This window comes from Paraburkholderia sp. PAMB 6770, from assembly GCF_057748135.1.
On sequence record NZ_CM173238.1, the window covers coordinates 2,736,764 to 2,748,850 of the forward strand.

The 12,087-nt window shown below is 69.4% G+C and carries 9 protein-coding genes; 5 read left to right on the forward strand and 4 right to left on the reverse strand.

The genetic code is table 11. The features are described 5' to 3' along the window. Nucleotides 1-14 precede the first annotated feature (14 nt). From waaA to AC3AP7_RS12390, 4 genes are all read right to left on the reverse strand, one after another. Entirely contained in the window at nucleotides 15-1,316 is a 1,302-nt protein-coding gene (gene waaA, locus AC3AP7_RS12375; protein WP_475762608.1) for a lipid IV(A) 3-deoxy-D-manno-octulosonic acid transferase, read from the reverse strand. Between the two features lie 160 nt (nucleotides 1,317-1,476). Continuing rightward, nucleotides 1,477-2,361: a Kdo hydroxylase KdoO gene (gene kdoO, locus AC3AP7_RS12380; protein ID WP_475762606.1), complete on the reverse strand. Its 885-nt coding sequence runs from the start codon at nucleotides 2,359-2,361 to the stop codon at nucleotides 1,477-1,479. Nucleotides 2,362-2,425: 64 nt separating this feature from the next. After that, complete coding sequence (gene waaC, locus AC3AP7_RS12385) at nucleotides 2,426-3,427, reverse strand: lipopolysaccharide heptosyltransferase I (RefSeq protein ID WP_475767945.1); 1,002 nt, start codon at nucleotides 3,425-3,427, stop codon at nucleotides 2,426-2,428. Nucleotides 3,428-3,559: 132 nt separating this feature from the next. Further along, nucleotides 3,560-4,954, reverse strand: a complete 1,395-nt coding sequence (locus AC3AP7_RS12390; RefSeq protein WP_475762604.1) for a phosphomannomutase/phosphoglucomutase — start codon at nucleotides 4,952-4,954, stop codon at nucleotides 3,560-3,562. Between the two features lie 288 nt (nucleotides 4,955-5,242). Here AC3AP7_RS12390 and AC3AP7_RS12395 point away from each other — a divergent pair, with 288 nt between their 5' ends. From AC3AP7_RS12395 to pdeR, 5 genes are all read left to right on the forward strand, one after another. Continuing rightward, nucleotides 5,243-6,523, forward strand: a complete 1,281-nt coding sequence (locus AC3AP7_RS12395; protein ID WP_475762602.1) for an oligosaccharide flippase family protein — start codon at nucleotides 5,243-5,245, stop codon at nucleotides 6,521-6,523. Next, nucleotides 6,520-7,347 carry a glycosyltransferase gene (locus AC3AP7_RS12400; protein WP_475762600.1) on the forward strand — a complete coding sequence of 276 codons (828 nt, stop codon included), beginning with the start codon at nucleotides 6,520-6,522 and terminating at the stop codon, nucleotides 7,345-7,347. The genes AC3AP7_RS12395 and AC3AP7_RS12400 overlap by 4 nt, the downstream gene beginning before the upstream one ends. 109 nt (nucleotides 7,348-7,456) lie before the next feature. Then, nucleotides 7,457-8,593: a glycosyltransferase family 4 protein gene (locus tag AC3AP7_RS12405; RefSeq protein ID WP_475762598.1), complete on the forward strand. Its 1,137-nt coding sequence runs from the start codon at nucleotides 7,457-7,459 to the stop codon at nucleotides 8,591-8,593. A gap of 11 nt (nucleotides 8,594-8,604) precedes the next feature. Further along, nucleotides 8,605-9,627 (forward strand): UDP-glucose 4-epimerase GalE, encoded by a 1,023-nt coding sequence (gene galE / locus AC3AP7_RS12410; RefSeq protein ID WP_475762596.1) that lies wholly within the window; start codon nucleotides 8,605-8,607, stop codon nucleotides 9,625-9,627. 438 nt (nucleotides 9,628-10,065) lie between these two features. Then, nucleotides 10,066-12,069 carry a cyclic di-GMP phosphodiesterase gene (pdeR, locus tag AC3AP7_RS12415; RefSeq protein ID WP_475762594.1) on the forward strand — a complete coding sequence of 668 codons (2,004 nt, stop codon included), beginning with the start codon at nucleotides 10,066-10,068 and terminating at the stop codon, nucleotides 12,067-12,069. The last annotated feature ends 18 nt before the right edge of the window (nucleotides 12,070-12,087 follow it).

A 12,087-nucleotide genomic window follows, 5' to 3' on the forward strand; every position in this document is an offset into this window, starting at 1 on the left:
CGCGGTCCGCGCGGTCAGCCGGGCAGCAGCGCCGTCAGCACGTCCACCGTTCGCGCGGTCGCGCCGCGATGGCGCGCGGCGAACGCCGAAGCCGCCGCGCCCATCGCGACGCGGCGCGGCTTGTCCGCGAACAGTTCGCGCAGCGTGCGCGCCAGTTCCGCGGGGTCCTGCACCTGCGCGGCGGCGCCGGCCGCCAGCGCGTCCGCGGTGGCTTGCGCGAAGTTGAACACGTGCGGCCCGATCAGCACCGGCACCCCGACTGCGCACGCTTCGATCAGATTCTGCCCGCCGAGCGGCAACAGGCTGCCGCCGATGAACGCAAGGTCCGCCGCCGCGTAATACGCGCCGAGTTCGCCCATCGAGTCGCCGAGCAGCACCGTCACGTCGGCCGGCAACGGCCGCAGCGCGGCTGCCGGCGCGGCGCCGCTCGCCGCCGGCGCCCAGACCGAGCGGCGCATGCTGTGCAAGCCGGACTTCTGCAGCAGCGCCGCGACCTCGTTGAAGCGCTGCGGGTGGCGCGGCACGAGGATCAGCAGCGCATCCTCGATGCCGAGCGCCGCGAATGCCTGCAGCACGAGCGCTTCCTCGCCCTCGCGCGTGCTCGCCGCGACCCACACCGGCCGCGCGCCGATCGCGCTGCGCCACGCATGGCCGCGCGCGGCCAGCTCGGGCGGCGCGCTCATGTCGAATTTCAGGTTGCCGAGCACCGCCACGTTGCGCGCGCCGAGCGTGCGCAACCGCTCCGCGTCGGCGGGAGACTGCGCCAGCACGCGCGCGAACCCGCCGAACACGTCGCGCGTCGCGCGCCCGAAGCGCGCCGCGCGACGAAACGAGCGCGCCGACATCCGCGCGTTGGTGAGCACGAGCGGCACATCGGCGCGACGGCATTCGTCGATCAGCGTGGGCCAGACTTCGGTCTCCATCACGAGTCCGAGCGCGGGGCGCCATGCACGCAGGAAGCGGCGTACCGCGCCGGGCATGTCGTACGGCAGATAGCAGCGCAGCACGCGCTCGCCGAACAGCTGCTCGCCGGTCATGCGTCCGCTCGGCGTCATGTGCGTGAGCAGGATGCGCGCGTCGGGGCGCGCCTGCATCAGCGCCTCGATCAGCGGCTGCGCGGCGCGCGTCTCGCCGACCGACACCGCATGCACCCAGACGAGCGGCGCGTCGTCCTCCGGCAGACGGCCCCGCGCATGGCCGAAGCGCTCGCCGATGTGCAGCCGGTAGCCGCGCTCCTTGCGCGAGCGGATCAGCAGACGCAGGACGGCGAGCGGCGCGACGAGCATCCACAGCGCGCGATAGACGAATCTCAGCATCCGCCCTCCGCGCCCGGACGGCGAGCGCCGCACATCACGCAGACGAGCGCGCAGGCAAATGCACAGGCAGACGCGCAGGCAAGCGCGCAGGCAGACGCACAGGCAAGCAGGCAGGCAGACGGACAGGCGGGCGCGCCGGCGCAGGCGGGATGGCCGGCGCTCAAACCAGCGCCCTGCCCTTCAGGCGTTCCAGAATGCCGAGCGGCGCGCACTCGGGCTGTGCCATGGCCTTGACCGGCAGGAAGAAGGTCTGCTCCATCATGAACTGGCCGGCCATCACCGCGTGCGAAGTCTGGTCCGAAAAGCACACCCACACGCTGCCGGGCGGAAACGGCATGGTCTGCTGCGGACTGTTCTGCTGGTAATCGGGATCGGCCTTCATGCTGTCGTGCAGATGCAGCATCAGATGGTCGTATTCGCTGCGCGGCGACTTCGTCACGTGCAGCAGGTTCATCAGCCACGCGGAGCCCGGCAGCGGCGCCTTGATCCGCGGCAGGAAGCGTTGCGCCATGTCCTCGAACGGTTCGCCGACGCGCCACACGCGCGGCGCGCCGTGCGGGTTCACGTTGGTGAACACGCGCAGGATCCGCTCGCCGTAATTCGGCCGCGACGGAAACGCGTCGACGTGCAGCCGGCTGTCGTCCTTGCGCCACGAGGTCTCGCGCGTCTCGACCTGATGCAGCCGCAGGCTGGTCGGCGCGACGCGCAGCTTGCCCGCATATTCGGGAAACAGCCCGTCGACGAGCGTGCGCGCGCCGGCCTGATAGCGGGCGATCAGCGCGCGCACCGCCGACTGCGTGACCGCGTCGCCAGCGACGCCGTGCAGCGCACCGCCATCCGGTTCGAGACTGATGTTCTTGCGCTTCGGGTCGGCGAGCGCCGGGTCGAGCAGCGCCCGCTCGCCGCCTTCGATCGCGAAGCGCAGATTCGGGAAGTACAGCACCTTGCCGCGCTCGACGCCCGCGAGCAGCGTCTCGCGCGGCACGGACAGATGCTGTCCGTGCCAGTCGGCGCTTGCGACTTCGATGATCTGGGTTTCGTTCATGGTCGCCCTTGATAGCGGATAGCGTGATTCAGGCGCGCTGCGCGGCGGCCACGCGCGGCGCGTCCTACAGCAGCCCGAAGCCGGCCAGCGCGGCGCGGACCTGCGGCAGTGCCGGCGGCTGCCCGGCCGTGCCGAGATTGACGACGTTCGGCGACCAGTAGCCGCCGGTGCGCCACGCGGTCGCGAAATTGTACAACTCGACCGTCGGCCGCTTCAGCGCTGCGGCGATGTGAACCAGACCGGTGTCAACCCCGACCGTGGCGGCCGCCCCGTCGAGCAGGCCGACCACCGCCGGCAGCGACAGCCGGGGCGGCACGATCGCCGCGCCGCCGAACGCGCGCGCGAGCCGCTCGCTCGTCGCCCGCTCGGCGTCGCTGCCCCACGGCAGCACGAGCGAGGCGCCGCGCCGCACCAGCGCCTCGCCAAGCTCGATCCATGCGGCTTGCGGCCACTCCTTGTCGGCGCGCGAGGTCGCGTGCACGAACACCACGTAGGGCACCGGCAGGTTCAGATCCGCCTCGGACAGCGCGAGCGCCGCGCGGCCGGTGTCGAGCCCGAAGTCGATCTCGTCGTCCGGCTGCGGCGGCGGATCGCCGAGCGCCGCGGCCACCAGCTGGCGGGTGCGCTCGACCACGTGCGTGCGCGGCGCGATCGGCACGCGCCGGTCGTAGAAGAAGCGCACCGGCCATTCGAAGCCCGCGCCCTCCGTGCGGTTCGCGAGGCCGACCACCGGCCCGCGCGCCATGCCCGCGACCCATGCGGTCTTGATGAGCCCCTGGCAGTCGATCACGAGGTCGTAGCGTTCGGCGGCCAGCGCGCGCCGGAACGCGCCGATCTCGCGCCAGTTTGCCGCCGACAGCAGGCGCTTGCGCCAGCGCCGCAGCGACACCGGCACCGCGCGATGGACGCCGGCGACCAGCTGCACGAGCGGCACGAAGCTCTCCTCGACGAGCCAGTCGATCTGCGCATCGGGATGGCGGCGACGAATGTCGGCGATCACCGGCATGTTGTGGACGACGTCGCCCAGCGACGACACTCGCACGATCAGGATCTTTTGCACGCTCAACACTGGAAAGACGGCCACCGGGCCTGAAGATGCAGAAAAAGGTCTGCAATTCTAGCGCGCCGCGCGCGGCCCGCATGCAAAAACGCGGCGCGGGTCCGCCACCCGCGCCGCGTCGTGCGGGGCAACCCGCGCTCAGAACGGCAGTTGCGCGTCCGGCTTCTCCGCGAGGATCACGCGGCGGAAGTCCGCCTGGATGCGCGCGAGCGCCGCGTCGCTGTCGGCCTCGAAGCGCATCACGACCACCGGCGTCGTGTTCGACGAGCGCGCGAGACCGAAGCCGTCCGGGTACTCGACGCGCAAGCCGTCGATCGTCACGACCTCGTCGGCGCCGGGAAACGTCGCGCTCTTCTGCAGCCGCGCGATCAGCGCGAAGTTCTCGCCCTCTTCGAGCTTGAGCTGCAGCTCCGGCGTCGCGCGCGAGTTCGGCAGCCCGTTGAGCAGCGCGCTCGGGTCGGCCACGCGCGCGAGGATTTCGAGCAGCCGCGCACCGGTGTAAAGGCCGTCGTCGAAACCGTACCAGCGGTCCTTGAAGAACACGTGCCCGCTCATTTCGCCGGCGAGCGGCGCACCCGTCTCGCGCAGCTTCGCCTTCACGAGCGAGTGGCCGGTCTTCCACATCACGGGCACGCCGCCCTTGTCCTTCACCCACGTCGCGAGATTGCGCGTGCACTTCACGTCGTAGATGATCTGCGCGCCCGGGTTGCGCGACAGCACGTCCTCGGCGAACAGCATCAGCTGGCGGTCCGGGTAGATGATCTGGCCGTCCTTCGTGACGACGCCGAGACGGTCGCCGTCGCCGTCGAACGCGAAGCCGATCTCCGCATCGGTTTCGCGCAGCGCGCGGATCACATCCTGCAGGTTCTCCGGATGCGCGGGGTCGGGATGGTGATTCGGGAAGGTGCCGTCGATCTCGGTGAACAGCTCGACCAGCTCGCAGCCGAGCGCGCGAAAGAGCTTCGGCGCGAGGCCGCCCGCCACGCCGTTGCCGGTGTCGACGACGAGCTTCAGCGGCCGCGCGAGCCGGATGTCGCCGACGATGCGTGCGAGGTACGTGTCGGCGATGTCGTAGCGGGCATAGCCGCCGGCGCCGCTCGCGAAGTCGCTTGCCGCGATGCGCTGGTACAGCGCCTGGATCTGCTCGCCGTAGATCGCCGCGCCGCGCAGCACCATCTTGAAGCCGTTGTAGTCGGGCGGATTGTGGCTGCCGGTCACGACGATGCATGAATCGACGCGCCGCGCGCCGCCTGGCAGGTCGAGCGGCACGCTCGCCGCGAAATAGCCGACCGGCGTCGGCACCATGCCGACGTCGACCACGTCGACGCCCGCGGCGCGCAGACCGTCCGCGAGCGCCACGATGAGACCGGGGCCCGACAGGCGGCCGTCGCGCGCGACGACGACCGCGTCGCCGCCCTGCGCCCGCACTTCGCTGCCGAACGCACGGCCGATCAGCCTGGCGGCCTCGTCGTCGAGCGTCTTGCCGATGACGCCGCGAATGTCATATGCCTTGAAGATGGATTGGGAAATCATGATGGGCTCACTTGCCTGCGATGAAAAATCTGACCGGCGCGCTGCGGCGCCGGCCCTCGTCGGAGAACGCCCTGCAGCGTTCGTGCCGGGACCCCGGTGTGTCCGGCGGGTGATCCAACTTATAATTGCGCCTCTCCGTCACGCGTTGCCGCCCCCTATTCTAATGCCTGGACGCCCTCCCCTCACAGCGTTGCCGCCCTGCGTGGCGCAACGGGCCGCCGCATCGGCCAGCACGCCGCGTGCCCGGCGGCACGCGCACGCCCGGCCGGGCGCGCGCGCGGCGGGCCGATGCTGACGCGCATGCGCCTGCGCCTGTCCGGCCGTCTCGCGCATCCCGACATCACGCGCGCGTTCGCCAACATCGTCTGGCTCGGGCTCGAACGCACCACGCAGATCGGCGTCGCGATCGCGATCAGCGGCGTGCTCGCACGCTATTTCGGGCCGGCTACGTTCGGCAAATGGCAATACGCGAACACGCTGCTGCTGGTGCTCTCGCCGCTCACCTGGGTGTGCGGCGCGGAGATTCTGGTGCCGACCATCGTCAACCGGCCGCCCGCGCAGCTCGGCACCGTGCTCGGCAGTGCGTTCGCGCTGCGCTTCGGGGTGGCGGTCGTCGCGCTGCTCCTCACGTGGACGGGCATCGCCGCGGGCGCGACGGACCCGCTCGTCGGCGCAATGCTCGCCGGCCTCGCGGTCACGATGCTGTTTCGCGAACCGTTCGTCGGCCTGATCAACGCGTGGCTGCAGAGCATGACGTACAGCAAGCCGCAGCTGCTCACGAGCATGAGCACCGCGCTCGCGAAGGCGGCGCTCGTCGCGCTGCTCGCCCACGCAGCCGTGGCGCCGGCCCGCTTCGGCTGGCTGTGGGCGCTCGAATCCGCGGCGATCGGCGCGGTGCTCGTCGTCTATTACCGGCGCCGCCACGGCGGCCGGCTCGGCTGGCATGTCGAGCGCGGGCTGCTGCGCCACTTCGCGAGCGCGGGCACGGTGTTCTGGCTCGGGCTCATCTGCATGTACCTGTTCCTGAAGCTCGATCGCCTGATGCTCGAACGGGCCATCTCGTTCGCGGATCTGGGCCGCTATTCGGCCGCGCAGCAACTGAACGAGAACTGGATCGCGCTCGCGCTGATGCTCGCGCAAACCATCGCGCCCGCGTTCGTCTACCGGGTGCAGGAGCCGCACCGGCTGCGCCGCAACCTGCTGCGGCTCACCGCGCTCGCCGCCGCGCTGATGACCGGCGGCGCGCTGGTGCTCGACCTGCTTGCCGCGCCGATCGTGCATCGCGTGTTCGGGCCCGCGTACGACAGCGCAATCGGCATCTTCCGCTGGGCGGTCTGGCTGTCGGTGCCCGCCGGCATCGAAGCGATCGGCAACCTCGTCGTGCTGAAGTACCAGGCGAGGTACGTGCTGCTCGCGAAGTGGCTGCTCGCGCTCGCCGTCGCGTTCGCGGCCAATCTGGCGGCAATTCCGCGGCTCGGCGCGTATGGCGCGCTGGTCGGGCTCGCGTGCGGCTACCTCGCGGCCGCCTCGGTCAACCTCTATTACATCCGCTTCAGGCTGCGCTCATGACGTCCGCTCCCGCCGCCACGCTCGACGACGTCGCCGTGCTGATCCCCGCGTACAACGGGCAGGCCGATCTCGAACGCACGCTCGCGTCGTTTCGCGAGGACGCGCCGGTGCGCGTGCTGATCGTCGACGACGGCAGCACGCCGCCGATCGTCGCGCCCGCGCTGCCGAACCTCGCGATCGACGTGCTGCGCATGCCGCGCAACGGCGGCATCGAGGCCGCGCTGCGGGCGGGCATCGAGGCGCTCGCCGCGCGCGGCGTGCGCTACGCGGCGCGCATCGACGCAGGCGATCTCGCGGCGCCGCAGCGGCTCGCGAAACAGCGCGCGTGGATGGAGGCGCACCCCGGCATCGCGGGGCTCGGCATGTGGACCCAGGTCGTCGCGCGCGACGGCGCGCCGCTGTTCATGCTGCGCCCGCCCGCCGCACCCGCCGCGATCCGCCGGCAGCGCTTCTACCGCAGTTGCCTCGCGCATCCGTCGATGATGCTGCGCGTCGACGCGGTGCGCGAGGTCGGCAACTATCGCGCCGACTACCGCTCGGCCGAGGACCTCGACCTGTTCCTGCGCCTGATGGCGCGCTACGACTGCGCGAACCTGCCCGAACTCGGCCTGTACTACGAGCTGAACGAAGGCGGCATCAGCGCGACGCGGCGACGCCGCCAGATCGTGTCGACGTTGCGCCTGCAACTGCGTTACTTCAACGCGCTCAATCCCTACGACTGGTTAGGACTCGCAAAGAACCTGCTGCATTTCGTCACGCCGTATCGCGCGCTTCAGGGTCTGAAGCGGCGGCTTTTCGCGGCGCGCCGCGGACATTCCGCATGAGCGCGCGCACGATCGCGCCGCACAGCGGCATCCCCGCGCGCGCTGTGCCGCACACGCGCCCGCGCCGCGTGGCCGCGCCTCCCCGCCACGCAGCCTTCACCGGATCGCCATGAAGCCGAATGCACCCTTGCGCATCATCCTCGTCTGCAACACCGCATGGGCGATCTATACGTACCGGCAGGGCCTGATCCGCACGCTCGTCGCGCGCGGCGTGGAGGTCGTCGTGCTCGCTCCGCCCGATCGCACGTTCGCGCTGCTCGTGCAGATGGGCTGCCGCTGCATCGCGCTGCCGGTCGCGTCGAAAGGCACGCGCCCGCGCGAGGATCTCGGCACGCTGTGGGCGCTCTATCGCCATTACCGCACGCTGCGCCCGCACCTGGTCTTTCATTACACGATCAAGCCGAACATCTACGGCTCGATCGCGGCGTGGCTCGCGCGCGTGCCGTCGGTGGCGGTGACGACCGGGCTTGGCTATGTGTTCATCCAGGCCAGCCGCGCGGCCCGGATTGCAAAATGGCTGTACCGTGTCGCGTTCCGCTTTCCACGCGAAGTCTGGTTCCTGAATCGCGACGATCTCGACGCGTTCCGCGCCCAGCGTCTGCTGGCCCATCCGGAGCGCGCGCGCCTGCTGCACGGCGAGGGCGTCGACCTCGGCCAGTTCGCCTGTGCGCCGCTGCCCGCGCGGCCCGCGTTCGCGTTCGTGCTGATCGGGCGGCTGCTGTGGGACAAGGGCGTCGGCGAGTACGTCGAAGCCGCGCGGCGCCTGCGCGCGCGCTACCCGCACGCGCGCTTCCGGCTGCTCGGGCCGGTCGGCGTCGACAATCCGAGCGCGATCACCCGCGATAAAGTCGCCGCGTGGGAGCGCGAAGGCGCGATCGAATACCTGGGCGAAGCGCACGACGTGCGGCCATTCATCGCCGACGCAGACTGCGTCGTGCTGCCGTCGTACCGCGAGGGCGTGCCGCGCACGCTGATGGAAGCGGCCGCGATGGGCCGGCCGATCGTCGCCACCGACGTGCCGGGCTGCCGCGAAGTCGTCGCCGACGGCGTCAACGGGCTGCTGTGCGCGGCGCGCGACGCCGCGAGCCTCGCGGACGCGCTCGCGCGCATGCTCGATCTCTCGCCCGACGCGCGCCGCGCGATGGGCGAGCGCGGCCGGCAGAAGGTCGCAGCGGAATTCGACGAGCGCGACGTGATCCACCGGTACACTGACCTGATTCGCACACTGACTGGCGTTTCACTTTGACGGAGCACAGCATGACCACGAAAGGCACGATTCTGGTAACCGGCGGCGCGGGCTTCATCGGTTCGCACACCTGTGTCGAACTGCTGAACGGCGGCTACGACGTCGTCGTGATCGACAACCTCGTCAACAGCCGCCGCGAATCGATCCGGCGCATCGGCGAGATCACCGGCAAGACGCTCGCCTTCTACGAAGCCGACGCGCGCGACGAAACCGCGCTCGCGCGCATCTTCGACGCGCACCCGGTGAGCGGCGCGATCCACTTCGCGGCGCTGAAGGCCGTGGGCGAATCGGTCGAGAAGCCGCTCGAATACTATGCGAACAATCTCGACAGCCTGCTCGTGCTGCTGCGCGTGATGCGCGAGCGCAACGTGAAGCAGGTGGTGTTCAGTTCGTCGGCCACCGTCTACGGCGTGCCGGAACGCTCGCCGATCGACGAATCGTTCCCGCTCTCCGCAACGAACCCGTACGGGCAGACCAAGCTGATCGCCGAGCAGATCCTGCGCGACCTCGAACGCGCGGACCCCAGCTGGCGCATCGCGACGCTGCGCTACTTCAATCCGGTCGGCGCGCACGAGAGCGGGCGCATCGGCGAAGATCCGGCCGGCATCCCGAACAACCTGATGCCGTACGTCGCCCAGGTCGCGGTCGGCAAGCTGCAGACGCTGCGCGTATTCGGCGGCGACTACGACACGCCGGACGGCACCGGCGTGCGCGATTACATCCACGTCGTCGATCTCGCGCGCGGCCATCTCGCGGCGCTCGACGCGCTCGCGCGGCTCGACCGCGGCTTCGTCGTGAATCTGGGCACCGGCCGCGGCTACAGCGTGCTCGACGTGGTACGCGCGTTCGAGCAGGCCAGCGGCCGCAAGGTGCCGTATGAGATCGTCGGGCGCCGCCCCGGCGACGTCGCGTCGTGCTTCGCCGATCCGGCGGCGGCGAGGCAGCTGCTCGGCTGGCAGGCCGAATACGGAATCGAACGGATGTGCGCCGATCACTGGCGCTGGCAGTCGTCGAATCCGCGGGGTTTCGCGTAAACGCAACGCCGCACCGGGCGGCGGCCGGCGGCGCGGCGGGCCGCCCAGGCCGCGCGCCGCGCGGCTCGACACACCGCGCGGCCGTTCAACACATTCCGGCGACCGCTCGACATTGCCCTTAAAAGCGCTTTCAATACGCCAACAACCGCATTTCCGATTTATATTTGCTACCATATCTGCAGCGGAATTCATTTATCCACGCATGGCGCATGTGGCACGCGCTGCAGACAACGCGGCCGCCTTTCCAACCGGTTTGCGACCGTTTTAGCAATGTTTTTGCACCGTTTTTGCAATTCTGGCAGCCAATACATTAGCGATAGCGAACCGTGCCGGAAGCAGGCACGGACCGGCACCGGTTCAGGTGCCTGAGGGCGGGTATCCTGGCAGCGTGGTCCGGGCTCGTCCCGAAGCCACACCGTTCTTGGCTGGAGTCCGTCCATGCAAGATGAAGATGACCGCACCGTACTAGACACGCTTTTCGGCACGGCCAGCCCCTGCTGGCGCCTGGGCAGCGACAGCAACGCGCTCGAACTCGCGGCCGTGCGCGGGCTGACCAACCTCAGCGTCGAGCTCGATGCGCAGCAGGCCGCGCAGGTGCGCGCGCTCACCGGCGTGACCGCTCACCTCGTGCTGGACATCGCGCTGTACGGGCATTCGCTGCAGCTGCACCTCGTCGGCAAGAAGCTCAACATGACGGACTGGGCCGGCACCGCCTCGGCCTACAGCGACACGCTGTCGGTCGCGCGCGATCTCGCACACGGGCTCGCGTTCGCCGAACAGGTCGTCTCCGAAGTCAACTCGCTCGTCGTGATCCTCGACCGCCATGGCATCGTGCAGCGCTTCAATCGCCTGTGCGAAGAAGTGACCGGCATGCGCGAAGTCGACGTGATCGGCAAGAGCGCGTTCGAGCTGTTCATGAGCGACGAGCAGGGCGAGCAGTCGCGCAGCAACATCACGCGGTTTTTCTCCAGCAGCACGCCGTATGCGGTCGAGCGCTACATCAATACGGTCAACGGCCCGCGCCTGTTCCAGTTCCGCAACAAGTTCGTGCATAGCGGCAGCGGCGTCGACGAGCAGTTCGTCATCTGCTCGGGCATCGACATCACCGACGAACGCACCGCGCAACTGCGCCTCGCGGAACTGGCCAATACCGACATGCTGAGCGGCCTGCCGAACCGCCACGCGATCAACGAGAAGATCCGGGCCGCGCTCGACGCGAGCCGCGCCGATCCGCACACGCAGGTCGGCATCCTGTTCCTCGATCTCGACAACTTCAAGCGCGTCAACGATCACTACGGCCACATCACCGGCGACCGGCTGTTGCAGAAGGTCTCGGGCCTCATCGGCGGGTGCCTGCCCGATGGCGCGACGCTCGCGCGCCTCGGCGGCGACGAGTTCCTCGTGCTGCTGGAGCGCTGCACGCCGGCGCTGCTCGAAGCCGTCGCACAGCTGATTCTCGAACGGCTGCGCACGCCGGCGCAGATCGACATCGTCGAAATCTACACGGGCTGCTCGATCGGCATCGCGCTGTACCCGCAACATGGCGACACGCTCGAAGACCTGGTGCGCAACGCCGACACCGCGATGTACGCGGCGAAGGAAGCCGGCCGCCACACGTATCGCATGTTCGCGCCGGAAATGAACCAGAAAGTCGCGCAGTTCATGTGGCTCGATACCAACCTGCGCAAGGCGCTCGAAGAAAGCCAGTTCGTGCTCCACTATCAGCCGGTCATCGATCTGAAGACCGGCCACGTGCACAACGTCGAGGCGCTGATCCGCTGGCAGTCGCCCGACCGCGGGCTGGTTTTCCCGACCGAGTTCATCCGCTTCGCGGAAGACTCGGGGCTGATCGGTCCGCTCGGCCGCTGGGTCATGCGCGCGGCGGCGGCCGAGGCGGCCCGCTGGAAAGCGCAGGGCATCGAAACGCGCATTGCGATCAACGTATCGGCACGGCAGTTGCGCGATGCGAACCTCGCCAGCCAGTTTGCGAAGGTGCTCGACGGCGCCGCGCTGCGCCCCGGCCTGCTCGATATCGAACTGACCGAAAGCTGCTTCGCGGAAAACGACGAGCTCGTCGCGAGCCTGATGAAGCAGTTCCGCGATCTCGGCGCGCGCATCCATCTCGACGACTTCGGCACCGGCTATTCGTCGCTGTCGCAGCTGGCGCGCCTGCCGATCGACGTGATCAAGCTCGATCGCAGCTTCGTCGCGGGCATCGACCAGAACCCGAAAACGCAGGCGCTCGTGCGCTCGGTGGTGGGGCTCGCGCGGGCGCTGGGCTTTGCGGTGGTGGCCGAGGGCGTCGAGACGGCGGGCGAAGCGGACTTCATCCAGCAAGTCGGCGTCGACTATGTGCAGGGCTACTATTATTCGCGTCCGATGGACGCCCAGACCTTCGAAGCCTGGATGCACGAGAAAAGAAAGTTCAGGCTGATCGCCTGAACTTTCTGTCACGGCTTG